At 62.4% G+C, this 24,747-nt stretch carries 19 protein-coding genes and 4 tRNA genes; 13 read left to right on the forward strand and 10 right to left on the reverse strand.

The window, feature by feature from the left end; translation table 11 throughout:
• Positions 1-5: 5 nt before the first annotated feature.
• Positions 6-1,343 (forward strand): MFS transporter, encoded by a 1,338-nt coding sequence (locus ACB031_RS19640; protein WP_005307086.1) that lies wholly within the window; start codon positions 6-8, stop codon positions 1,341-1,343.
• Between the two features lie 71 nt (positions 1,344-1,414).
• Here the strand turns inward: ACB031_RS19640 and ACB031_RS19645 are convergent, their stop codons facing one another.
• The 6 genes from ACB031_RS19645 to ACB031_RS19670 form a co-directional block, all read right to left on the reverse strand.
• The gene (locus ACB031_RS19645) at positions 1,415-1,939 is read right to left on the reverse strand and encodes a lectin (protein WP_017766490.1); all 525 of its coding nucleotides are present in this window, start codon (positions 1,937-1,939) and stop codon (positions 1,415-1,417) included.
• A gap of 14 nt (positions 1,940-1,953) precedes the next feature.
• Positions 1,954-2,388 carry a ricin-type beta-trefoil lectin domain protein gene (locus ACB031_RS19650; protein WP_371140100.1) on the reverse strand — a complete coding sequence of 145 codons (435 nt, stop codon included), beginning with the start codon at positions 2,386-2,388 and terminating at the stop codon, positions 1,954-1,956.
• A 223-nt stretch (positions 2,389-2,611) separates the two neighbouring features.
• Positions 2,612-2,688: transfer RNA gene (locus tag ACB031_RS19655), tRNA-Pro, on the reverse strand.
• Between the two features lie 64 nt (positions 2,689-2,752).
• A tRNA-Leu gene (locus tag ACB031_RS19660) sits at positions 2,753-2,838 on the reverse strand.
• 20 nt (positions 2,839-2,858) lie between these two features.
• Positions 2,859-2,934: transfer RNA gene (locus tag ACB031_RS19665), tRNA-His, on the reverse strand.
• A gap of 50 nt (positions 2,935-2,984) precedes the next feature.
• Positions 2,985-3,061, reverse strand: a tRNA-Arg gene (locus tag ACB031_RS19670).
• A 260-nt stretch (positions 3,062-3,321) separates the two neighbouring features.
• Here ACB031_RS19670 and ACB031_RS19675 point away from each other — a divergent pair.
• The 10 genes from ACB031_RS19675 to ACB031_RS19720 all read left to right on the forward strand — a co-directional run bounded on the left by ACB031_RS19675 (position 3,322) and on the right by ACB031_RS19720 (position 19,877).
• Positions 3,322-3,885 carry a TetR/AcrR family transcriptional regulator gene (locus tag ACB031_RS19675; RefSeq protein ID WP_026141424.1) on the forward strand — a complete coding sequence of 188 codons (564 nt, stop codon included), beginning with the start codon at positions 3,322-3,324 and terminating at the stop codon, positions 3,883-3,885.
• A 32-nt stretch (positions 3,886-3,917) separates the two neighbouring features.
• Entirely contained in the window at positions 3,918-5,024 is a 1,107-nt protein-coding gene (locus tag ACB031_RS19680; RefSeq protein ID WP_005307097.1) for an efflux RND transporter periplasmic adaptor subunit, read from the forward strand.
• 15 nt (positions 5,025-5,039) lie between these two features.
• Positions 5,040-8,120 carry a multidrug efflux RND transporter permease subunit gene (locus ACB031_RS19685; protein WP_010635626.1) on the forward strand — a complete coding sequence of 1,027 codons (3,081 nt, stop codon included), beginning with the start codon at positions 5,040-5,042 and terminating at the stop codon, positions 8,118-8,120.
• Positions 8,121-8,242: 122 nt separating this feature from the next.
• A complete protein-coding gene (locus ACB031_RS19690; RefSeq protein WP_371140101.1) occupies positions 8,243-10,210 on the forward strand; it encodes an ATP-binding protein in 1,968 nt (655 codons plus the stop codon).
• Positions 10,211-10,286: 76 nt separating this feature from the next.
• On the forward strand, positions 10,287-11,636 hold the full coding sequence (gorA, locus tag ACB031_RS19695; RefSeq protein WP_371140102.1) for a glutathione-disulfide reductase: 1,350 nt from the start codon (positions 10,287-10,289) through the stop codon (positions 11,634-11,636).
• A 432-nt stretch (positions 11,637-12,068) separates the two neighbouring features.
• Positions 12,069-13,763: a potassium-transporting ATPase subunit KdpA gene (kdpA, locus tag ACB031_RS19700; protein WP_371140103.1), complete on the forward strand. Its 1,695-nt coding sequence runs from the start codon at positions 12,069-12,071 to the stop codon at positions 13,761-13,763.
• Positions 13,764-13,818: 55 nt separating this feature from the next.
• Complete coding sequence (gene kdpB, locus ACB031_RS19705) at positions 13,819-15,876, forward strand: potassium-transporting ATPase subunit KdpB (protein ID WP_371140104.1); 2,058 nt, start codon at positions 13,819-13,821, stop codon at positions 15,874-15,876.
• A gap of 60 nt (positions 15,877-15,936) precedes the next feature.
• Positions 15,937-16,464 carry a potassium-transporting ATPase subunit C gene (locus ACB031_RS19710; RefSeq protein ID WP_371140105.1) on the forward strand — a complete coding sequence of 176 codons (528 nt, stop codon included), beginning with the start codon at positions 15,937-15,939 and terminating at the stop codon, positions 16,462-16,464.
• 102 nt (positions 16,465-16,566) lie between these two features.
• The gene (locus ACB031_RS19715; RefSeq protein WP_342013962.1) at positions 16,567-19,155 is read left to right on the forward strand and encodes a sensor histidine kinase KdpD; all 2,589 of its coding nucleotides are present in this window, start codon (positions 16,567-16,569) and stop codon (positions 19,153-19,155) included.
• A gap of 38 nt (positions 19,156-19,193) precedes the next feature.
• Positions 19,194-19,877 (forward strand): response regulator, encoded by a 684-nt coding sequence (locus ACB031_RS19720; RefSeq protein ID WP_017780324.1) that lies wholly within the window; start codon positions 19,194-19,196, stop codon positions 19,875-19,877.
• Between the two features lie 4 nt (positions 19,878-19,881).
• On the opposite strand, the gene ACB031_RS19725 is transcribed toward ACB031_RS19720, so the two are convergent.
• Positions 19,882-21,009 (reverse strand): multidrug effflux MFS transporter, encoded by a 1,128-nt coding sequence (locus ACB031_RS19725; protein ID WP_139431877.1) that lies wholly within the window; start codon positions 21,007-21,009, stop codon positions 19,882-19,884.
• Between the two features lie 92 nt (positions 21,010-21,101).
• On the opposite strand from ACB031_RS19725, the gene ACB031_RS19730 reads away from it, so the two are divergent.
• Positions 21,102-21,926 (forward strand): helix-turn-helix domain-containing protein, encoded by an 825-nt coding sequence (locus ACB031_RS19730; RefSeq protein WP_019839343.1) that lies wholly within the window; start codon positions 21,102-21,104, stop codon positions 21,924-21,926.
• On the opposite strand, the gene ACB031_RS19735 is transcribed toward ACB031_RS19730, so the two are convergent.
• Positions 21,856-22,089, reverse strand: coding sequence for a hypothetical protein (locus ACB031_RS19735; protein WP_080630621.1), 234 nt, complete (start codon positions 22,087-22,089; stop codon positions 21,856-21,858). The genes ACB031_RS19730 and ACB031_RS19735 overlap by 71 nt on opposite strands.
• A gap of 282 nt (positions 22,090-22,371) precedes the next feature.
• On the opposite strand from ACB031_RS19735, the gene ACB031_RS19740 reads away from it, so the two are divergent.
• Positions 22,372-23,622 carry a valine--pyruvate transaminase gene (locus ACB031_RS19740; protein WP_201892928.1) on the forward strand — a complete coding sequence of 417 codons (1,251 nt, stop codon included), beginning with the start codon at positions 22,372-22,374 and terminating at the stop codon, positions 23,620-23,622.
• A 74-nt stretch (positions 23,623-23,696) separates the two neighbouring features.
• Here ACB031_RS19740 and ACB031_RS19745 read toward each other — a convergent pair whose 3' ends face one another.
• Positions 23,697-24,137, reverse strand: a complete 441-nt coding sequence (locus ACB031_RS19745) for an Hsp20 family protein (protein ID WP_019446829.1) — start codon at positions 24,135-24,137, stop codon at positions 23,697-23,699.
• A 93-nt stretch (positions 24,138-24,230) separates the two neighbouring features.
• Entirely contained in the window at positions 24,231-24,644 is a 414-nt protein-coding gene (locus ACB031_RS19750; RefSeq protein ID WP_010635612.1) for an Hsp20 family protein, read from the reverse strand.
• Positions 24,645-24,747 lie beyond the last annotated feature (103 nt).

A 24,747-nucleotide genomic window follows, 5' to 3' on the forward strand; every position in this document is an offset into this window, starting at 1 on the left:
ACCCCATGTTCAACTTCTTCAAGACGCGAGCCGACCTGCCGGTCATGGATGCCTCGCCCGATAAAATCCGCTCGATTTACCGCAAGTACCAGTGGCAGGTCTTCCTGGGGCTGGTACTGGGCTATGCCATGTTCTATGTCGTGCGCATGAGCCTCAACGTGGTCAAGAAACCCATGCTGGACTCCGGCGTGGTGACCCTGGAGGAGCTGGGGGTCATCGGCTCCGCCTTCCTGTTCACCTACGCCGTCGGCAAGTTCTCCAACGGCTTCCTTTCCGACTACGCCAACATAGGCCGCTTCATGTCGGTCTCGCTGGGGCTCTCGTCCATCTGCACCATCCTGATGGGCATGAACACCGCCACCTTCTTCCTGGTGCTGATGTGGGGCCTGAACGGCTGGTTCCAGTCCGTCGGTTCCGCCCCCTCCTGCGTCTCCATCTTCCAGTGGTTCTCCCCCAAGCAGCGGGGCTCGGTCTACTCGGTCTGGGGTGGCTCGCGCAACATAGGGGAAGGCATCTCCTGGATCCTGACCGCCACCATCGTCAGCTACTTCGGCTGGAAGGCCGGCTTCATCGGCGCCGGCATCGCCTCCCTGATCGCCGCCCTGTGCATGTATCTGGTGCTGAAAGATCGCCCGCAGACCTATGCCCTGCCGGAGCCGGCCGTCGCCTTTGGTGAAGCCCCCGAGATCGCCAAGAAGGTGGATCCGGCCGAAATCCGCCGCGCCCAGCTGTTCGTGCTCAAGCAGCCCGTCGTCTGGCTCATCGCCGCCGCCTGCGCCTGCATGTACATGTCCCGCTACGCCATGAGCTCCTGGGCCGTGCTCTACCTGCAGGAGCAGAAGGGCTACAGCCTGATCGACGCCGGTTTCGCCATGTCGGCCTACCCCATCGCCGGCTTCCTCGGCGCCATCCTGGCCGGGATCATCTCCGACAAGGTATTCAACGCCAACCGCCACATCCCCACCCTGCTGTACGGGTTGGCCAACGTGGCCGGCATGTGCCTGATGTTCTGGGGCCCGCAGAGCCGCATGATGGATGCCGTCGCGCTGGCCCTGATCGGCTACGCCATCGGTGGTCTGGTGGTGTTCCTGGCCGGCCTGACCGCCTGCGACCTGATGCCCAAGACGGCGGTCGGTGCCGTGAAAGGCTTCATCGGTCTCTGCTCCTACATCGCCGCCTCCATCCAGGAGCTGGTCTCCGCGGCCCTCATCAAGACCAGCGAGATCGACGGCGTGACCCACTATGACTTCAGCAGTGCCCAGTACTTCTGGCTCGGTGCCTCCGTGGTCTCCATGCTGCTCGCCATGACGGTGTGGAACGCCAAAAAAGTCGTCAACTACTGATCCCCGTTCACCGGGACACGCAAAAAAACAATGCCAGTCAGTTGATGCTGACTGGCATTGGCAATCCGGGGTTACTTTCTTCGAAAGCGCTGGTTGTCGCCCCCATGGCACTGCCAGAGGATCAGGGGAGTGCCATTGGCACTGCCATCCTTGGATACATCCAGACAGAGGTGGCTGCTGCGGCTGACCAGCCGATCCCGCTCCCAACGCCACTGCTGATTGCTGCCGCCATGACAATCCCAGGCGATCACCCTGGCCCCGGTGTCGCGATCGCCGCCGGCCACATCCAGGCACTTGCCGCCGACCTTCACCGCCTTGCCATCCAGACGAAAGCGCTGGTTCTCTCCGCCGTTGCAGTCCCAAAGCTGCAACTGGTTGCCATTGCGCACGCCACCGGCAATGTCGAGGCATTTGCCATTGGCTGCCAGCAACTGCCCCCCCGACTCCTCTCGCTTGCGGGCTTCCTTCTTCTCCTGCTTGTGGTCGTAGTAGGCGGCAGCGCCTATGGCACCGATCACCACGGCCCCCAGCAGAAAATCCGAAGAGTCCAGACTCTGGCACCCTCCCAGCGAAAGCGAGAGACAGGCGGCAATCAAAGGAGATGGACGCATCACTCAATCCCCCCGACCAGGAAGCTCTGATTGGCACCACCATAGCACTCTGCCAAACGCAAGGGCGTATTCGGGGTGTGACGCCGCCCCGCGACATCCAGACAACGGGAGGCCTTGTTGTTGAACAGCTTGTCCTCCCGCCACACCCACTGGGCATGACCATCGCAGGGAGCCAGGATCAGCTCATTGCCACTTCTGGCCTGCAGGCATGTCTCCTGCATCTTCAGCTCTCCCAGCGCCCACTCAAACGGCCTGGTGTCTTTGCCACCGCACACCTGGGTGACGGCCTGCTGCCCGGCAACACCGACACAAAAGCCGTTGTAGGTCAGCAAGAGGGAGGAGGCATACTCGCTCTGCGATTGAGAGACCATGGAGTTCATCACCTCATCCATCGGCGGCTTGAGGGTACAACCGCCCAGCAGCAGGGCGGCCATGACTGCGGGTCTGCAGGAGAAAATCGAGATTTTGTTATGCATAAAAAAGCCTGAAAGAGGTCTGTGACATCCGGTCACCAAGGACTCCAGCTGGCAGGATAACTGAAGGGGGGACAAGACTGCCCGGATAGAGTGTAAACAAACGTTACAGCGACGCGGCAAGCCGGGATGATAGGCAAGGCTGAAAGCAAAAAACCCCGCCGAAGCGAGGTTTTTCAGAATGTGGTCGGTGATAAAGGATTCGAACCTTTGACCCTCTGGTCCCAAACCAGATGCGCTACCGGGCTGCGCTAATCACCGAGAATATTTTGATTCTACAAAAAACAAAGACGACCATGCGGTCATCCTCGTTATACAGCAAGTATGGTGCGAAGAGAGGGACTCGAACCCTCACACCCGGGGGGCACTAACACCTGAAGCTAGCGCGTCTACCAATTCCGCCACCTTCGCGTACCTGACAAGCTGTAAAATGGGGTGGCTGATGGGGCTCGAACCCACGACAACCGGAATCACAATCCGGGACTCTACCAACTGAGCTACAGCCACCACAGCTGTTTTCGTTCTTCAACTCGCCCGTTTAACCGGCGCACTTTTGATGGTGCGCCCGACAGGATTCGAACCTGTGACCTCTGCCTCCGGAGGGCAGCGCTCTATCCAGCTGAGCTACGGGCGCTACGCTGTCGAACGGGGCGCAATATTAATGATGAGGACCCACCTTGTCTACCCTTTTTTTATCAAGTCGAATCAACCGCTTGTTTTTCCATCGTTTCTGGCTTTTTTTAAGCGATTTTGTGTTATTCAGGCCGGTTCCGGCCCCTCCCCGCTACTTTTCCCCCCACCCCATCTTGCTGACAGCGATGGGCAAAACTTGACTTGCCTCAAAGCCTCCCTAGAATGAATGAACGTTCATTCAGTCGTTGTGATCATCCAATCATGAACAAGAAAGAACGCATTTTCGATGCGGCTCATGAAGTACTCGGCGAACAGGGTTTCCACGGCCTCTCCATTGCCGTGGTGGCCAAGAAAGCCAGAGTGGCGGCAGGCACCATCTATCGCTATTTCAGCGACAAGGATGACCTCATCCGTCAACTCTATCGGCACACCATCCTCCAGTGTCATCCCCTGGTCATGGAAGGCGTGCAGACAGAGGAGGTATCGTTCGAACAATTTCGGCGGCTGTGGCTCAACATCCACGCCATCTTTGTCGACGAACCGAACGCGCTCAAATGCAAATTGCAGTATGAAACATCCCCGCTGGGAGCGGAGCTGGAGCAGGACCCGGTCATCCAGGCCGCCTGGGCCCCGCTGGATCGCTTCTACGAACGGGGGATAGAACAGGGCCTGTTTATCGACCTGCCCGTTCGGGTACTGCAGGTGCTGAGCCTGGACTGTGTGGCAAATCTGGCGTTTCAACGCCAGGTTCACCAATTCGAACTGACGCAAGAGCAGCTGGAAGCCGTGATCCGGGCCAGCTGGCGAGCCATTTTGACCCCTTAAACATTGCACTCATATCTCAGGAGCGAGAGTTCATGAAAAAGTGGATGAGCATCATGTTGCTCATCGCGCTGGCCCTGTTCGGCAGCGTGATTGGCTTCAACCTGTTCAAGCAAAAGATGATAGCCAACTACATGGCCAACATGCCGGAGCCCGAGTTCCCGGTCACCACCCACAAGGTGGAGACCCGTGACTGGGTACCGACCATCGAGGCGATCGGCTTCATCGAACCCAATCAGGGGGTGACCCTGTCGACCGAGCAGTCCGGTACCATCGACAGCATCTCCTTCGAATCCGGCGCCACCGTCAAGCTGGACCAGCTGCTGCTGAGCCTGGACGCCAGCGTCGAGAAGGCCAACCTGCGCGCCTCCATGGCCAAGCTGCCGGCGGCCAAGGCCAAGTACGAACGCTACCAGAACCTGTTTACCAAGGGTTCCATCTCCCGCGACCAGCTGGATGATGCCGAGGCGACCTATCGTTCCCTCGAGGCCGACATCGAGAGCCTGAAATCGACCATCGCCCGCCGCGAAGTGCGCGCACCGTTTGCCGGCGTGGTCGGCCTGCGCAACGTCTTCCTCGGCCAGTACCTGCAGCCGGGCACCGACATAGTGCGGCTGGAAGACACCAGCGTGATGCGCCTGCGCTTCACAGTGCCGCAGACCGACATCTCCCGCATCAGCCTGAATCAGGAGATCCGGATCAACGTGGATGCCTACCCGAACCGCCAGTTCAAGGGTCACATCAGCGCCATCGAGCCGGCCGTCAACTACCAGAGCGGCCTGATCCAGGTGCAGGCGAACATCCCCAACAACGACGGCCTGCTGCGCTCCGGCATGTTTGCCCGCGCCAGCATCCTGCTGCCGGCCCAGAAGGACCAGATAGTGCTGCCGCAGACCGCCATCACCTTCACCCTGTACGGCGAGAACGTCTACCTGGTCAAGGAGCAGGACGGCGTGAAGCGCGTCGAGCAGGTGGTGGTCAAGGTGAGCGAGCGCAAGGGCAACGATGCCCACGTGGTCTCCGGCATCAAGGCGGGTGACGAAGTGGTCATGTCCGGCCAGGTACGCCTGAGCAACGGCGCCAAGGTAAAAATCGTGCAGGATCAGGGTCTGAAGGTTCCTGACCAGGCTCCCATGCTGTAAAACGCGGAGAGACAGATGCGCTTTACCGACATATTCATCAAACGGCCCATCCTGGCCATCTCGATCAGCTTTCTGATCGCGTTGCTGGGCTTGCAGGCCGTGTTCAAGATGCAGGTGCGCGAGTACCCCGAGATGACCAACACGGTCGTCACGGTCAGCACCAGCTATTACGGCGCGAGTGCCGACCTGATCCAAGGCTTCATCACCCAGCCGCTGGAACAGGCCATCGCCCAGGCGGACAACATCGACTTCATGACGTCGTCCACCCAGCTCGGCAGCTCCACCATCACCGCTTACATGAAGCTCAACACCGATCCCAACGCTGCCCTGTCCGACATTCTGGCCAAGGTCAACTCGGTGCGATCCCAGCTGCCCAAGGAGTCGGAAGACCCCTCGGTCACCATGTCCACCGGCTCCACCACGGCGGTGCTCTACATCGGCTTCACCAGCCCAGAGCTCAACGCCAGCCAGATCACCGACTACCTGGAGCGGGTCATCAAGCCCCAGCTCTTCACCGTCGGCGGTGTCTCCAAGGTCGACATGTACGGCGGTACCAAGTACGCCCTGCGGGTATGGCTGGATCCGGCCAAGATGGCGGCGTTCAACCTGACCGCCGCGGACGTGATGAACGTGCTCAACAGCAACAACTATCAGTCCGCCACCGGCCAGGCTACCGGCTACTTCACCCTCTACAACGGCAACGCCGAGACCCAGGTCAACACCACCGAGGAGCTCGAGCGCCTGGTGGTCTCCACCCGTGACGGCAAGGTGATCCGCCTGGCCGATATCGCCAAGGTGACCCTGGAGAAGAGCCACGACACCTATCGCGCCACCGCCAACGGCCGCGAGGCCGTGGTACTGGCCATCAACGCGGCGCCAACCGCCAACCCGATCAATATCGCCCACGACGTGCTGGCGATGCTGCCGAGCCTGAAGAGCAACATGCCGAGCACCATGGAGGCCAACGTCCTCTATGACTCCACCGTGGCCATCAACGAATCGATCCACGAGGTGATCAAGACCATCGCCGAGGCAGCCGCCATCGTGCTGGTGGTGATCACCCTGTTCCTCGGCTCGTTCCGCGCGGTCATCATCCCGATTATCACCATCCCGCTCAGTCTGATCGGCGTGGTGATGGTGATGCAGATGTTCGGCTTCTCCATCAATCTGATGACCCTGCTGGCCATGGTGCTGGCCATCGGCCTGGTGGTGGATGACGCCATCGTGGTGCTGGAGAACGTGGATCGCCACGTCAAGGAGGGGGAAGATCCGTTCCGTGCCGCCATTATAGGCACCCGCGAGATCGCCGTACCGGTCATCGCCATGACGGTCACCCTGGCCGCCGTGTACGCGCCGATCGCCCTGATGGGGGGCATCACCGGCTCCCTGTTCAAGGAGTTCGCGCTGACCCTGGCGGGCGCCGTGTTCGTCTCCGGCATCATAGCCCTGACTCTGTCGCCCATGATGTGCGCCAAGATGCTCAAGGCCAACGAGGAGCCGGGCAAGTTCGAAAGCACGGTACACCACCTGCTCGAGCGCATGACGGTCCGTTACGACGCCATGCTGCACGCCGTGATGCAAAAGCGCATCGTGGTGGTGCTGTTCGCCGTTATCGTGTTCGCCAGCCTGCCGATGCTGTTCAAGTTCATCCCGAGCGAGCTCGCGCCGAACGAGGACAAGGGCGTCATGGCAGTGCTGGGAACCGCCCCCTCCAACGTCAACCTGGACTACATCCAGGGGACCATGGAGCAGGTGAACAAGGTGCTGGACTCCCAGCCGGAAGTGGCCTTCTCCCAGGTCTTCTCCGGGGTGTTCAACGCCAACCAGGCGTTCGGTATCGCCTCCATGGTGCCCTGGAGCCAGCGTGAAGCGAGCCAGAAAGAGGTGCTGGACCGGGTGGCCGGGCTGGTGAAAGACGTGCCCGGCATGTCCATCACCACCTTCCAGTTCCCGGAGCTGCCGGGCGCCTCGAGCGGCCTGCCGGTGCAGTTCGTCATCACCACGCCGAACAACTTCGAGAGCCTCTATCAGGTGGCCAGCGAGATCCTGACCGCAGCCCAGGGGAGTGGACGCTTCGTCTACTCCGAGCTGGACCTGCAGTACGACTCCGCCACCATGAAGATCAAGATCGACAAGGACAAGGCGGGTGCCTACGGCATCACCATGCAGGACATCGGCATCACCCTGGGCACCATGATGTCGGACGGTTACGTCAACCGTATCGACCTGGATGGCCGCTCCTACGAGGTGATCCCGCAAGTCGAGCGCAAATACCGCCTCAACCCCGAGTCGATCAAGGGCTACTACGTGCGGGCGGCCGATGGCAAATCCATCCCGCTCGGCAGCCTGATCAGCATCGAGGTGATCGGTGAACCGCGCTCCCTGCCCCACTTCAACCAGCTCAACTCCGCCACCATAGGTGCCGTGCTGATGCCTGGCACCACCATGGGTGATGCCATCAACTGGCTCAACACCACGGCGGACGAGAAGCTGCCGCAGGGCTACCGTTACGACTTCATGGGCGAGGCCCGCCAGTTCGTGACCGAGGGCAGCGCCCTGTACGCCACCTTCGGTCTGGCGCTGGCCATCATCTTCCTGGTGCTGGCGATCCAGTTCGAATCGGCCCGTGACCCGCTGGTGATCATGGTCTCCGTGCCGCTGGCCATCAGCGGGGCGCTGATCGCCCTGGCCTGGGGTGCCGCCACCATGAACATCTACTCCCAGGTGGGTCTGATCACCCTGGTCGGCCTGATTACCAAGCACGGCATCCTGATCTGTGAAGTGGCGAAGGAGGAGCAGCTGCTGCACGGCCGCAACCGGATAGAAGCCGTCATGACCGCCGCCAAGGTGCGTCTGCGACCCATCCTGATGACCACGGCCGCCATGATCGCCGGTCTCATCCCGCTGCTCTATGCCACGGGGGCCGGGGCTGCCCAGCGCTTCAGCATCGGCATCGTGATCGTGGCCGGTCTGGCCATAGGTACCGTGTTCACCCTGTTCGTACTGCCGGTGATCTACACCTACCTGGCCTCCGAACACAAACCGCTGCCGGTATTTGATGAATCCATTCCGCCCAAGGCGAAAGGGAGTCATTAAAAACCTTTTTGAATCAACAAGGCCCCGTTTCGGGGCCTTGTTTTTATCACGCGAACGAAACACGACATAAGTGCATGAAGCAGTTAAACTAAATGGCAATATATCCAGACCGCAAGGACGCCATGTCAGGACTCTTCTCCAAGACCGCTAGGGCCGCCGGCCGTAACGGACTCTCATACCGCCTGCTCTCCTACATTCTGGTGTGCAGTACCGTATTGGCGATGATCATTACGGTGTTGCAGCTTGCCTGGGATTACCGCAAGGACGTGGCCGTCATCGAGGACAGCATCGGCCAGATCGAGGCCTCCTTCCTGCAGCCCATCGCTGCCAGCCTGTGGAACCTGGATGAAGAGCAGGTGAAGGTGCAGATCGAGGGCATCATGAACCTGCCCAACATGCAGTTCGTGATGGTGAAAGAGATGCTCGGCAACTCGGAAGTGCCGCTGCTGACCCAGGGAGTGGAGCGGGAAAGCTACGACATCTCCCGCGAGTTCAACCTCACCTATCAGGGGGAGGTGGTGGGCAAGCTGTTCGTCGCCGCTTCGCTGGAGCAGATCTACCAGCGCCTCATCGAAAAATCCGTGCTGATCATGGTCAGCCAGACCATCAAGACCCTGGTGGTCTCGTTTTGCATCCTGATCATCATTTATTACCTGGTGGTGCGTCACCTCAACCGCATCGCCCACTACGCCCAGAAGTTGAATCTGGACCGGCTCACCAACGAGCTGACCCTGGAGGGGCGCCAGCTGCCCCGCAAGAAACCTGACGAGCTCGACACCCTGGTCGCCACCCTCAACCAGATGCGCACCCGGCTGCTCGACGAATTTGCGGCGCGCCATCAGGCCGCCGAACAGCTGCAGCAGGAGCGGGACTTCTCCGCCACCCTGATCAACTCCGCCAACATGGTCATCTGCTGCATGGAGCCGGACCTCAACATCGCCAGCATCAACCCGGCGGCCATCCTGCTGACCGGCTACCACCAGCAGGAGATACTGCAGCACAACTGGCTGGATCTGTTCGTCAGCAAGGAGCAGCGCGACCAGCTGGCGGCCACCCTGGCCGATCACGGCTCCATCGAAGACAAAGAGGTCATGATGCATGACCAGCAGGGCCACGAGCTGGTGCTGCAATGGACCTTCGCCCCCTTCTACGAAGGGCCCAACCTCAAATACCTGATCGGCTTCGGCTACGACATCACCCGCCTCAAGAAGGTGGAGCGGGAGATCATCCAGCTCAACGAACAGCTTGAGGGCAAGGTGGTGGAGCGTACCCGCAGCCTGAGCGATGCCAACGACCAGCTGGGCAAGGCTTACGACGATCTGAAACAGGCCCAGCAGACCCTGGTGGAGTCGGAGAAGATGGCTTCCCTCGGTTCCCTGGTGGCCGGCGTGGCCCACGAGATCAACACCCCCATCGGCATCAGCGTGACCGCCTCCTCCTACCTGCAGGAGCGGGTGGCCGACTTCAAGCAGCACATCGAGTCCAAGCAGCTGTCGCGCTCCTATCTCACCGAATTCACCGTCAATCTGGATGAATCCATGCAGCTGCTGCAGGGCAACCTGCGCCGCGCCTCCGAGCTCATCGCCAGCTTCAAGCAGGTAGCGGTGGATCAGTCGTCCGAGGCGCGCTACAACTTCAGCCTCGCCGACAACCTGCATCAGGTGGTGGTCTCCCTCGGCCACAAGCTGAAGAAGGCCCAGTGCGAGGTGGATATCCAGTGCGATCCCAAGCTGTCGATCTTCTCCTTCCCCGGCAGCTTCACCCAGATCTATTCGAACCTGATCCTCAACTCAATCAACCACGGCTTCGACAACTGGGACAAACCCAAGAAGATCACCATCAAGGTGGAACAGCAGGGTGAAGAGCTGCTGATCGACTACAGCGACAACGGCCGCGGCATCCCGCCCGAGATACTGCCGCGCATCTTCGATCCCTTTGTCACCTCCAAGCGGGGCCAGGGCGGCAGCGGGCTCGGCACCCACATCATCTACAACCTGGTGGTGCAGCTGCTGCGTGGTCGCATCAACTGCATCAGCGAACCGGAGCAAGGCGCCCAGTTCCATATTCGCCTGCCGATCCAACATAACTGAGTGCTGGCTCTTGTGAGCCAGCCGCTTTATCCCCATCATGCTGTGATTGCATTCTTAATGAGCGGAGAACCTCGCAATGGCACAGCATTTTGACTATATCGCCATCGGCGGCGGCAGCGGCGGCATCGCCTCGGCCAACCGGGCTGCCATGTACGGTAAGAAAGTTGCCCTGATTGAAGCCAAAGAGTTGGGTGGAACCTGCGTCAACGTCGGCTGCGTGCCGAAGAAGGCCATGTGGTATGCCGGCCAGATCGCCGATGCCCTGAAATATGGCGCCGACTACGGCTTCGACACCACTCTCAACCACTTCAGCTGGGCCAAGCTGGTCGAGTCCCGCCAGGCCTATATCGGCCGCATTCATCAGTCCTACCAGAACGTGCTAGGCAAGAACCAGATCACCGTCATCAAGGGCTTCGCCCGCTTCGTCAGCAGCAACACCATCGAGGTGAATGGCGAGCAGTACAGCGCCGATCACATACTGATCGCCACCGGCGGCCGCCCCGAAGTGCCGGCCATTCCGGGTGCCGAGCTGGGCATCGACTCCGACGGCTTCTTCGAGTTGCAAGAACAACCCAAACGGGTCGCCGTGGTGGGTGCCGGCTATATCGCGGTGGAGATCGCCGGCGTGATGCAGGCGCTCGGCTCCGAGACCCACCTGGTGGTGCGCAAGCACGCACCGCTGCGCAACTTTGATCCCATGATCCACGAGACCCTGGTGGAAATCATGGCGCAGGAAGGGCCCAAGCTGCACACCCACGCCATTCCGAAAGCCGTGGTCAAGAACGCTGACGACAGCCTGACCCTGCAGCTGGAAGATGGTCGCCACCTCACCGTCGACTGCCTCATCTGGGCCATCGGCCGCGTCCCGGCCACCGACAACCTGAACCTGGCCGCCACCGGCATCACGCTGGACGAGAAGGGCTTTATCCCCACCGACAAGTTCCAGAATACCGCCGTCGCCAACCTCTATGCCGTCGGTGACAACACCGGCCGCATCCAGCTCACCCCGGTGGCCGTCGCGGCGGGCCGCCGTCTCTCCGAGCGGCTGTTCAACAACAAGCCGAACGAGCACCTCAACTACGATCTGGTGCCGACAGTGGTGTTCAGCCACCCACCCATCGGCACCATAGGGCTGACCGAGCCGGAAGCCATCGCCGAATACGGTGAAGATCAGGTCAAGGTCTACCGCAGCCAGTTCACCGCCATGTACTCGGCGCTGACCCAGCATCGCCAGCCCACCCGGATGAAACTCGTCTGTGTCGGCCCCGAGGAGAAAGTGGTCGGCCTGCACGGCATCGGCTTCGCCATGGACGAGATCCTGCAAGGCTTCGGTGTCGCCATGAAGATGGGTGCCACCAAGGCGGACTTCGACAACTGCGTCGCCATCCATCCCACCAGCGCAGAAGAGTTTGTCACCATGCGCTGAGGGAGTTGGGACATAGAGGTCAAACCGACCACTGCGCCCCCCGTCCCACCCCACCAGCACGGAAGAGTTTGTGACCATGCGATAAGCATGTTTGAAGCTGGCCTGTCACTATCAGGTCAGCCTCAGCAACTTGCAACCAAACCCGGCTCAGGCCGGGTTTTTCGTTCCATCCACCGCAGATCCCTCGCAAAACACACCTTCTTTACGCCGATTTTACGCCAGCCAAATTGGGCTTTATGGCGCCTTTACGCCTCTCTTTCATACCCTTTCAGCGTCAATGACATCGAAGGGATCGACACGGATATGCATTGGTCCCTGACGCTAATTACCTCAACGGAGTCGTTATGAATTGGCTATATCTGCTGCTGGTCCTCGCCCTCGCGGGCTATCTGCTGCGCGCCCTTGCGCGCACCCATGAGTGAGGAACCGGATATGTGGCAAGAGATCATCTATCCCGTCGCGTTCGTACTGCTGGTGCTGCTGCCGGCGCCTCTGCTTGGCAACTACCTGTATCGGGTATTTGAGGGCAAGAGTCGCTGGCTGGCTCCCGTCGAGCGCGCCACCCTGGCCTGCTGCGGCACGGACGGGCGCGAGCAGGACTGGAAGTCCTACGCCCTCAGCCTGCTGGCCTTCAACGGTGCCGGCTTCGGCCTGCTGTTCCTGATCCTGCTGGCGCAGGGGCTGCTACCCCTCAACCCGCAACAGCTGCCCGGGCTGAACTGGCAACTCGCCTTCAACACCGCGGTCAGCTTCATGACCAACACCAACTGGCAGGCCTACTCCGGCGAGGCCAGCCTCTCCTACTTCAGCCAGATGGTGGGGCTCACCACCCAGAACTTCGTCTCGGCCGCCACCGGCGCCGCCGTCGCCATCGCCCTGTTCCGCGGCATCGCCCGCCAGCAGACCACCCACCTCGGCAACTTCTGGCAGGATCTGGTGCGCTTCTGCCTCTACGTGCTGCTGCCGATGGCATTGATCCTGGCGCTGCTGCTGGTCTGGCAGGGGGTACCCCAGAGCCTGTCGGCCTACCTGCCGTTCCACGCGCTGGAAGGCCAGGAGCAGCTGTTGCCGCTCGGCCCGGCAGCCTCCCAGATCGCCATCAAGCAGCTCGGCTCCAACGGCGGCGGCTTCTTCGGCGTCAACTCGGCCCATCCGTTCGAGAACCCGACCGCCCTCTCCAACTGGCTGGAGATGGTCGCCCTGCTGACGCTGGCCGCCGCCATGATCTGCACCCTGGGTCGCTACGTGAAGGACCTGGCCCACAGCCGCGCCATCCTCGTCGCCATGACCCTGATGATGGTGATCGGGCTCTTCGTCTCCATCACCCAGGAGCTGAAACCGGACCCCGCCCTCGCCCAGCTCACCCCTGACGCCAGCAACATGGCCGGTAACTGGGAAGGCAAGGAGAGCCGCTTCGGCCCCCTGCTCTCCAGCATCTGGGAAGTGGCGACCACCAGCGCCTCCAACGGCTCGGTCAACGCCATGCACGACAGCTTCACTCCCCTCGGCGGCATGGTCGGCATGATCAACATGCTGCTCGGCGAGGTCATCTTCGGCGGGGTCGGCTCCGGCATCTACGGCATGATGCTGTTCGTGCTGCTGACCGTGTTCCTGTGCGGCCTGATGGTGGGGCGTACCCCGACCTATCTGGGCAAACGGCTCGGCATCACCGAGATGAAATGGGTGGTCGCCAGCATGCTGGTGATGCCGGTCGGGGTATTGGTGATCGGCGGCATTACCCTGCTGATGCCGGACTCCGCCACCGTCATCGGTCACGACGGCCCCCACGGCCTATCCCGGCTGATCTATGCCTACGCCTCGGCCGCCGGCAACAACGGCTCCGCCTTCGCCGGCCTGGCCGCCGCCGACAACTGGCAGTGCATCGCCATCGGGCTGGCCATGCTGCTCGGCCGCTTCGGCTACATCATTCCGGTGCTGGCCATCGCCGGCCAGCTGGCCCGCGCCCCGCGCCAGGAGCGAAGCGAGGGGGACTTCCCCGTCAGCGGCCCGCTCTTCATCACCCTGCTGATCGTCACCGTGCTGCTGATGGGGGGTCTCTCCTTCCTGCCGGTGCTGGCGCTGGGTCCGGTGGCGGAACACCTGAGCCTGCTGGGGGGTGCCTTCTGATGCTGCACACCCCACTGATCGCCGTGGTCAACTATTCGATGCTGGGAGCTTTCCAATGAGCAAGTCCGCTTCAATGAGCACCGACACCCTCAAGGTGAAGGGCAAGAAACAGAAATCACAGATCCTGCAGGCCATGGTGGAAGCCCTCTATCGCTTCAACCCCAGGGCGCTGCTCGGCAGCCCCATCCTGTTCACCCTCTGGCTGGCGGCCGTGATGGCCAGCGTGGAGTCCCTGCTGGGGCAGCCTGTCTCCGGCGTCGCCCCTTCACTGGCCTGGCAGCTGACCGCCTGGCTCTGGCTCACCCTCTGGTTTGCCAACTTCGCCGAGACCCTGGCCGAGGGGCGCGGCAAGGCACGGGCCGACAGCCTGAAGGCGGGCATGAGCCAGCTCAGGGCGCGCCGGGTCACCCATCCGCAGGATGACAAGGGGGAGTGGGTGCCGGCCACCAGCCTGCGCAAGGGCGATCTGGTGCTGGTGCGCAGCGGCGAGATGATCCCCGCCGACGGCGAAGTGGTCGCCGGCATCGCCTCGGTCAACGAGGCCGCCATCACAGGGGAATCCGCCCCCGTCATTCGCGAGTCGGGCACCGATCGCAGCGGCGTGACCGGCAACACCACCGTCGTCTCCGACGAGATCTGGGTGCGCATCAGCAACAATCCGGGCGAAAGCACCCTGGATCGGATGATTGCGCTGGTGGAAGGGGCCAAGCGCCAGAAGACCCCCAACGAGATGGCGCTGGACGCCCTGCTGGTGGGACTGACCCTGATCTTCCTGCTGGTGGTGGCCACCCTGCCCTGGTTCCTCGACTACAACGGCACCCAGGTGCCCCGGCTCTACCTGCTGGCGCTGTTCATCACCCTGATCCCGACCACCATCGGCGGTCTGCTCTCCGCCATCGGCATCGCCGGCATGGACCGGCTGGTGAAACTCAACGTCATCGCCAAGTCGGGCCGGGCGGTGGAGGCCGCCGGCGACGTGCGCACCCTGCTGCTGGATAAGACCGGCACCATCACCTTCGGCAACCGGATGGCGGATGAGCTGATCCCGGCCCCCGGTATCGATCCGGCCCTGCTGGCCCAGGCCGCCATGCTGGCCTCGCTGGGTGACAACACGCCGGAGGGCAAATCCATCCTGACCCTGGCTGGCAAGAGCCACACCAGACCGAGCCAGCTGGAGAGCGACATCCTGATCCCCTTCAGCGCCGAGACCCGGCTGAGCGGGCTGGATCGCAACGGCCATCAATATCGCAAGGGGGCGGTGGATGCCGTGCTGCGCTACCTCTCCCTCGATCGCAAGGCGGTGCCCGAGCCCATCCTCAAGTCGGTCGACAGCATAGCTCGCCAGGGCGGCACCCCGCTGCTGGTCTGCACCCACGAGAAGCTGCTGGGGGTGGTGTTCCTCAAGGACATCATCAAGCCGGGCATCAAGGCCCGCTTCCAGATCCTGCGCCACATGGGGATCCGGACCGTGATGATCACCGGCGACAACCCGCTGACCGCCGCCGCCATCGCCGCCGAGGCCGGGGTGGACGACTTCATCGCCGAAGCGACACCGGAGAAGAAGCTGGCCTACATCCGCCAGGAGCAGGCCGACGGCCGGCTGGTGGCCATGTGCGGGGACGGCGCCAACGACGCCCCTGCGCTGGCCCAGGCCGACGTGGGGCTGGCCATGAACGAGGGCACCCAGGCAGCCAAGGAGGCGGGCAACCTGGTGGATCTCGACTCCAACCCCACCAAGCTGCTGGACGTGGTGCTGGTAGGCAAGCAGCTGCTGGTGACCCGTGGCGCCCTGACCACCTTCTCCATCGCCAACGACGTGGCCAAGTACTTCGCCATCCTGCCGGCCCTGTTCATCGCCGCCTATCCGCAGTTGGGGGCGCTGAACCTGATGCAGCTGGGCAGCCCCGAGAGCGCCATCCTGTCGGCCATCATCTTCAACGCCCTGATCATCGTCGCGCTGGTGCCGCTGGCCCTGCGCGGGGTCAGCCTGCAGGGCACGGCGGCCAGCCTGCTGCGCCGCAACCTACTGATCTACGGTGTCGGCGGTCTGATTGTGCCCTTTATCGGAATCAAGTTGATCGACCTGGTCATCACCGGCCTGGGGCTGGTGTAACGGCATTACCGGATGCGGGGCAGACCCGTATCCACTCAACGCATTTGGAGTAACCACATCATGATCGCAATCAGAACCCTGCTGACCCTGACCCTGCTGCTGGGAGTGGCTTATCCGCTGGCCGTCACCGGGCTGGCCCAGCTCATTTTCCCCTGGCAGGCCAACGGCAGCCTGCTCACCAATGACAAGCAGCAGGTGGTCGGCAGCGCCCTGCTGGCCCAGAAGTTCGAGCGGGCCGACTACTTCCACTCCCGCCCCTCCGCCAGCGACTTCGCCACCATAGGTGGCGGCGCCAGCAACCTGGGGATGAGCTCGCCGCTGCGAGCCGAGTTTGCCGCAGCGGCGGCAAAGGTGCAGCCGGAAGCCAGGGTCCCCGCCCTGCTGACCCGCTCCGCCTCCGGCCTCGATCCCCATCTGCCCCTCGATGCGGTGCTGGCTCAGGTGGAGCGGGTTGCCGGGCAACGAGGGCTGGATCCCGTTCGGCTGACGGAGCAGGTCAAGTCGGCGGCACAAGCTGGTATCCTTGGCCCGCGGGTGGTCAACATTCTCCAGTTGAACCTGCAACTCGATCATCAAAAGGGCGCCTGAGGGCGCTCCTTGCCGTTCGGGAAGGCTCCCTTTCGACAACGGGGACAAGCATGAGCAATGAGGTCACGGCCGCGGTTCGGCCGATGCAATGGGAGCGCGGGGATGCGTGATGAAGTGAGGGCGGACGCCCTGCTGGCGAGCCTGGAACAGGAGCACAGGGGCAAGCTGAAGGTGTTTCTCGGCGCCGCCCCCGGTGTGGGCAAGACCTACGCCATGCTGCAGGCGGTGCGGGAACAGGCCAGAGAGGGGGTCGACATCCTGATCGGGGTGGTGGAGACCCACGGTCGCCAGGAGACCCTGGCCCTGCTCGACAAGCTCGCCATCCAGCCGCGCAAGCTGCACCTGCACCGCCAGCAACGGCTGGAGGAGATGGATCTGGACGGCCTGCTGACCCGCAAACCCGCCATCGCCGTGGTGGACGAGCTGGCCCACAGCAACGCCCCCGGCAGCCGCCACGAGAAGCGCTGGCAGGATGTGGAGGAGCTGCTCGGCGCCGGCATCGACGTCTACACCACCCTCAACGTGCAGCACCTGGAGAGCCTCAACGATCTGGTGTGGCAGCTGACCGGGGTCAGGGTCAAGGAGACCCTGCCCGACCAGGTACTGCTGGAGGCCGACAGCCTGGTGCTGATCGACCTCCCCCCCAAGGAGCTGCTCGGCCGCCTCAAGGAGGGCAAGGTCTATGTGCCCCACCAGGCCAAGGCCGCCCTGCAGTCTTTCTTCTCCCTCAACAACCTGACCGCCCTGCGGGAACTGGCGATGCAGACCGCCGCCAGCCACGTGGAGGGGGATCTGCAACTGCAGTGGCAGGCCGCCGGCAAGACCACCTTGCCGCTGAGAGGCAAGCTGATGGTCTGCCTCGGCGACGAGCACGGCGCCGCCCTGGTGCGCTACGGCCACCGCTTCGCCCAGCGCCGCCAGCTGCCCTGGCTGGTGGTACACGTCGACAGCAAGGGGCAGCGTTCCGCCGAGCAGGAGCAGGCGCTGGCGCTCGCCTCCCAGCTGGGTGCCAAGGTGCTGACCCTCTCCAGCCCGGCCGTGGCCGATGCCCTGCTGGAGACGGCCGAACAGCAGCAGGTGTCGCAACTGCTGCTGGGCAAACCCCACAAGGCGCCGTGGCGCCGCTCTCTGGTGCAGCATCTGCTCAGGCAGGCACAGGGGCTCGAGATCACCCTGGTGGACACAGAGAAGCGCAAACCCGGCCTGAACTGGCAGCCGCTTCACCCCAAGGACATTCGCCAGAGCCTGCTGGCGGTGGCCATCATGGGGACCACCTCGGCCGCCGTCTGGGGGCTCTCCCACTGGCTGCCGCCCGCCTCCCTGCCCATGCTGTTCGTGCTGGGGGTGCTGGCCACCGCGCTCACCACCAGCCTGGTGCCCGCCATCCTGGCCGCCGTGCTGGGCTTCGTCGGCCACAACCTGTTGTTCACCGTCCCCTACTTCTCCCTCAGCGTCGCCAGCCACAGCGACCTGCTCACCCTGTTCGTGCTGCTCATCGTCGGCATCACGGCCGGGCGGCTCGCCTCCCGTCAGCGCCAGCAGCTGGTCGGCCTGCGCGAGACCCAGCAGCTGGGCAACGCCCTGCTCTCCCTGAGCCAGGGGCTGGCCACCGCCAGCAGCCCGGTCGAGGTGCTCAGGCAAGGGAGCCAGGCCATCTCGCTGGCACTGGGCCAGCCGGTGTTTGCCCTCGATCGGCACTACCAGTACTGGGCCGGTTCGACCGAGCACAAGCCGGGGCAGACCGACAAGGCGGCCATCGACTGGTGTCTGGCCCAGAAGCAGAGCGCCGGTGCCCACACCGCCACCCTCAACGCCGCCGAGGCCCAGTACCATCACCTCAGCGATGAGCTGGTGCTGGGCATACTGCTGGCCAATCCGCTCGCCTCCTCGGCCGAGCATCAGCTGCAGGCGCTGCTCACCGATATCCGCGCCGCGCTGGCGCGGATCGACCTCAACGAGCGGCTGGCCGACAGCCAGCTGCAGGCAGAGACCGACCGGATGCGCGCCGCCCTGCTCTCCTCGGTCTCCCACGATTTGAAGACGCCGCTCGCCACCATCATGGGGGCCGGCAGCACCCTGCTGGAATATGGTGACCGGATCAGCAGCGAAGACCGCAGCGAGCTGTTGCACTCGGTGCAGGAGGAGGCACGCCGCCTGCACAGCTATGTGCAGAACCTGCTGGACATGACCCGCATCGGCTCACCCGACTTCCAGCTGAAACGGGACTGGGTCGATCTGGCGGATCTGGTGGAGAATGCCCGCCGCCGGCTCGACTCCTCCTGGCGCCAGCACAAGCTGCTGGTGCACTTCGATCAGCAGATACCCCGCCTCTATGTGCACGGCGCTCTGATCGAGCAGGTACTGGTCAACATCCTCGACAACGCCTCCCGCTACTCGCCGGCCGGCACCCCCATCGAGTTCAAGGTGATGCTGGCGGACCCCGACCTCATCATCGACATCATAGATATCGGGGTCGGCATCGCCGAGTCGGACCGCGACAAGATCTTCAACCTCTTCTACACCCAGCCGGTCGGTGATTGCGGCAGCCGTGGTACCGGGCTTGGCCTCGCCATTTCCCGCGCTATGATAGAGGTCCATGGGGGCCGCATCTGGGCCTTTTCCGGTCCCAACGGCAACGGTACCTGCATGCGCATCTCTCTGCCGCTGGCCCTCAACGCACCGGCCGCCTGATGGTCGCCGCCCTTTTTCATCAGCGAGCTGGAGGTTGAATGGCTCACATACTGGTCATCGACGACGAGGCGGCCATCCGCCGTTTTTTGCGGATCAGCCTGATCGCCGAAGGCCATCAGGTCAGCGAGGCGGTCGGCGTCAACGAGGGTGTGGCGCAGTATCGCCACCTCAACCCCGACCTGGTGATCCTGGATCTGGGTCTGCCGGATGGCGATGGCCTCCAGGTGTTGCAGGCCATTCGCGAGCACCATCAGCATCCGGTACTGGTGCTATCGGCGCGGGATTCGGAGCAGGAGAAGGTGCGCTTGCTGGATGCTGGAGCCAATGACTACATGAGCAAGCCGTTCGGCGTCGGCGAGATGATGGCCCGTATCCGGGTGCTGCTGCGCCAGCGGGCCGGGGTCAGCAGCGGTGAGTGCCGCCACTTCCCCCAGTGTGGGCTGACCCTGGACAGCAGCAGCCACAGGGTCACCCTGGGGGAGGAAGAGGTGGCCCTCTCCCGCAAGGAGTTCGCCCTGCTGCAGGCGCTGGTGTGCCACCCCGGCAAGCTGGTGCTGCAGACCCAGCTGCTCAACGACATCTGGGGGCCGAGCCACAAGGAGGACACCCACTACCTGCGCATCGTCATCGCCAGCCTGCGCAAGAAGCTGGGGGATAACCCTCAAGACCCCGCCCTCATCGAGACCGAGTCCGGCATCGGCTACCGCTTTATCGGCAGCTGATGTTTCACGTGGAACGACGCCAGCAACAACACAGGGCCAACAGACCGCAGCCACCGAGCAGCAGACCGAGATCCTGCAAACTGGCAGCAACCGCCAACCCCAGGCTGAGCAGCAGATAGTAACCGAGCCCGAACAGGGCGCCAGCACTGCCTGCCACCTCCCGATAGGCCAGCAACGCCTGGCTCAGCACATTGGGGATCGCCAGCCCGAACGCCACTACCACTCCCGTCATGGGCAGCAGAAACCAGAGTGAAGCCTGGCTGGCCCACACCAGCCAACCCGAGCCCAGCGCCAACACGGCGGCGAGCCGGATCAGGGAGGCAGGCAGCCAGCCAAGCCCCAGCAGACGCTTGTTGAGCAGACTGCCCCCCAGGGTCGCCAGTGCCAGCACGATACCGGAGTAACCAAACTCGCCCGCGCTCAGCCCCAGCCCGGCAAACAGAAATGGCGCCAGACTGTAGTAGCCGAACAGCATGGTGTTGAACAGGGCCACCAGAGCGGCGCTGCGCCACAAGCCGCTATCACGCACCATCCGGCATGCCAGCGGCCAGAGTGCCACTCGCTGGGTGGTGATCGGCCGGGTTTCCGGCAACTGCCGGCAGGCCATCAGCAACAAGCCGATTGCCAGCGCCAGCAGGGCGCCAAATACCCCGAGATAACCAAAACCATCGGCCAGCAGGCCGCCGCTCACCAGCCCCAGCACTGGGCTCAGGGAGAGCGCTATGCCCATCACCGAGAAGACCCGCGCCAGATCGCTGCCCTGATAGCTGTCGCGCAGCATGGTCTGGGTCACAACTGAGCCCACTGCGGCACCGAAAGCCGCAATGACCCGGGCCAGCAGCAGGGTTTCAAACTGGGTGGCCAGCAACGCCAGCAGGGTGCCGGCACCATAGGTCAGCAACCCCGCCAGCATGGCGGGACGCCGACCGATGAGATCGCACAACCGACCCCAGCAAACCACGCCCGCCGCAAACGCCAGAAAATAGACCGACAGGGTCTGGGATGCCTGCCCCTCGCTCACCCGAAACTCAGTGGCGATATGGGTCAGTACCGGGCTGTAGATGGTCTCCACTATCTGCGGAAACATCATCAGTCCGACCACCAGCCAGAGCGGTGGCAACTTGTTGTTCATGACAAACCTCCTTCACTAGAGGCCGTCATTCTAGAGTGACGCCGATTGTCCGATTACAATAAGCAAGACTATAAACATCAAGAATCGGACACATGGCCTTTATTCTTCCCGATCACCCTTTTGATCCGGACCAGCACGACGGCAGTGCCATCGGTATCGCCGCCGCCCTCGGCTGGCACGACTCTGGCCGCCACCAGCACAGGCGCCATCAGTTGCTGTTCGCCCAGGCCGGCTGCATGACCATAGAGCTGGACGATCAGGTCTGCCTGCTACCGCCGACGCGGGCCGCCTGGTTGCCGGCGGGTCTGCCCCATCGGGTGCTGATGCGCGGGGTGGTGGCCTATCGCTCCCTCTATTTCACAACCGAACCCGGCTTGCCGGCCGAGATGGCGGTGCTGGCGGTCAACCCGCTGCTGCGGGAGATCATCGAACGGATGGCGCTCTGGCCGTGGGACAAGCCGGAGGCAGAGCAGACCTGCACACTGGCATTATTGAAAGAGGAGCTGGCGCAAGCGCCGCGGGAATCCTGGCAGTTGCCGCTGCCGTCAGACGTGCGTCTGGCGGGCTGGCTGCAGGAGGTGAAACAGGGCGATGCCCTGCCCGATCGGCTCAACCGGCTGGCCGAACGGGTGGGTGCCAGTGACAAGACCATAGGCCGCATCTTCATGCGGGAGACCGGCATGAGCTACCAGGCCTGGCGTCAGCAGTGGCGACTGCTGCGGGCGCTGGAGCTGCTGGCAGAAGCCGAGCCCATCAGCCGGGTGGCGGCTGCGCTGGAGTTCGCCAGCGACAGTGCCTTCATCGCCTTCTTCAGGCAACACACGGGGCAGACCCCCTTGCGCTATCTCAACTCTCGGGGTGAGTCGCATCGGCCGAGCTCGCCTCCACCACCAGGGTATCCAGCGCCAGCGGCTTGAGGTTGTGGATCGCCTCCTCCACCACGGCATGGGAAGCCTGCTGCTGCTGGGCCAATATTTCCTGCTCCAGCTTGACGCTGTCCAGTTCGGGTCTGGGGTATTCGTCGGCCATGACGTTCAGGCTCAGGCTGCTGGCAATCAAGGTTGCGATCAGGATTTTCATCTGGTGTGCTCCGGTGTGGTTGAGATGACCAGATAACTATTCCAATTGTCGTGCCACATCTATAACAACATGATTTTGTTTAAATTAATTGTTTTTAGATAATAAATGGCGCCAGTTGGAAAACATCCAGCAGTCAGGATTGAACCAATAAGTGGTCATTTTCACCACACTAGATTTTGCCTGCTGTTCCACGTGGAACGTTCCATTTTTTTGATCGACACCCGCTTTTAAACTGAGCTATGGTGCTAGCTCCCCCGTAACTGACTCTGGATCTGTCACCGAATGGAATTTTCCTTGTTCGGCGAGAAGTTCACTCGCCATGCCGGTATTACCCAACTCATGGATGACCTTAATCAGGGGCTGACCAATCCGGACGCCATCATGTTGGGTGGCGGCAACCCAGCCCCCATCCCCGCCATGCTGGAACGCTTTCAGGCTGAGGCCAAGAGCCTGCTCGACAACGGCGAGCTGGTGAAGGCGATGGCCAACTACGATGGCCCCCAGGGCAAGGACAGGTTCACCAAGGCGCTGGCGGCCCTGCTCAGCAAGGAGCTGGGTTGGGAGATCTCAGCCCGCAACATCGCACTGACCAACGGCAGCCAGAACGCCTTCTTCTATCTGTTCAACCTGCTGGCGGGCGAATTTGCCGATGGCCGCAAGAAGAAGGTGCTGTTCCCGCTCGCCCCCGAGTACATCGGTTATGCTGACTCGGCACTGGCGGACGACTACTTCGTGGCCTACAAGCCCACCATCGAGAAACTGCCCGACGGCCAGTTCAAGTACCACGTGGACTTCGAGAGCCTGCAGGTGGGTGACGACATCGGGGTGATCTGCGTCTCCCGGCCGACCAACCCGACCGGCAACGTGTTGACCGACGAAGAGATCGAGCACCTCGATCAGATCGCCCGCGACAAGGGTATTCCGCTACTGATCGACAATGCCTATGGCGTCCCCTTCCCTGGCATCATCTTCAGCGAGGCCAAGCCGTTCTGGAACGCCAACACCATCCTCTGCATGAGCCTCTCCAAGCTGGGGTTGCCGGGCACCCGCTGCGGCATCGTCATCGCCGACGAGAAGATCATTCAGGCCATCACCAACCTGAGTGGCATCATCAATCTGGCACCGGGCAGTCTGGGCCCAGCCATCACCATTCCGATGATCGAGAGCGGCGAGATCATCGCCCTCAGCGAGCAGGTGGTGAAACCCTTCTATCGGCAGAAGGCGGAGCTGGCGGTGCAACTGCTGCGCGAAGCGATCCCCGACCCGCGCTTCCATATCCACAAGCCGGAAGGCGCCCTCTTCCTCTGGCTCTGGTTCGAAGGCTTGCCGATCCACTGTCAGGAGCTGTACGAGCGACTGAAGGCGAAGAACCTGCTGATCGTGCCGGGCCACTACTTCTTCCCTGGCATCGATGACCCGGAGTGGCGTCACAGCCGGGAGTGCATCCGCCTCAACTACTCCCAGAGCGAGGAGCTGGTGCGGCGCGGCATCGCCATCCTGGCCGACGAGATCAACGCCCTCTACGCCGGCTAATCCGCCCGGCGATACAAAAACAGAGAGGCCTGCGAATGCAGGCCTCTCTTCTATCAGCTGGTCAGCGATACTGTTTAGCCGGGCAGCGCCAGCTGCTCGGGTTTGCCGATGGGGATGGCGCGGGGCTTGAGCGCCTCCGGCAGCTCGCGGGCCAGCTCTATGGTCAGCAGACCATGCTCCAGCTTGGCACCTTGCACCTCTACATGCTGGCTCAGCTTGAAGGCGAGCTCGAAGTCCCGCTCGGCGATCCCCTGATGGAGGAACTGGCGCTCACCCATGGTGGCGACCTTGCGCCCCTTCACCTTGAGGGTGCCGTTTTCGGTCTCCAGCTCCAGCTCATTGCGTTCGAAACCGGCCACGGCAACAGTGATGAGGTAGCTGTCGTGATCGCGCTTTTCGATGTTGTACGGGGGGTAGGCCGAGGTCTTCTGATCGAACAGGCCTTCCAGCTCACGGGCCATCCGCTCGAAGCCGACGGCATTGGAATAGAGATGAGAAAAATCGAGGTTACGCATGATCCTATCCTTCTATAAAGCAACAGGGTTTACTCTCCACGGGCCCGTCAATCGGCACCCGGGAAACATCAACAATGCAACGAGGTCAGGCTGTCAGCCGTTGATCTCGATCTTGCGGGGCTTCATCGCCTCGGGCACTTCGCGCACCAGGTCGATGTGCAGCAGACCGTTCTTGAGGTCAGCCCCCTTTACCCGCACATAGTCGGCCAGCTGGAAGCGACGCTCGAAGCCGCGTTCGGCTATGCCTTGATAGAGGTAGTTACGCTCGGTATCGGCCTGCTTGTTGCCCTTCACCGTCAGCAGATTTTCCTGGAAGCTCAGCTCCAGCTCTTCCTGGGTAAAGCCCGCCACCGCCATGCTGATGCGGTAGTCACTGTCACCCAGCTGCTCGATGTTGTAGGGGGGATAGCCGGCATTGCCATTGCTGGCCGCAGATTCGATGAGATTGGCCAGACGATCGAAACCGATGGCAGAACGATAGAGCGGAGAAAAGTCGATAGAACGCATAGTATTATCCTCTTTTGAGCGATAACGAATTGTTTGCCCTCCTGATGGACGGGCGCCTGGTCGAAACCTCTGTCGAGCGTTCCGGCCTTGTTATCTATATAGG

Source organism: Aeromonas sp. S8(2024) (genome assembly GCF_041403085.1).
Classification (GTDB): domain Bacteria; phylum Pseudomonadota; class Gammaproteobacteria; order Enterobacterales; family Aeromonadaceae; genus Aeromonas; species Aeromonas dhakensis.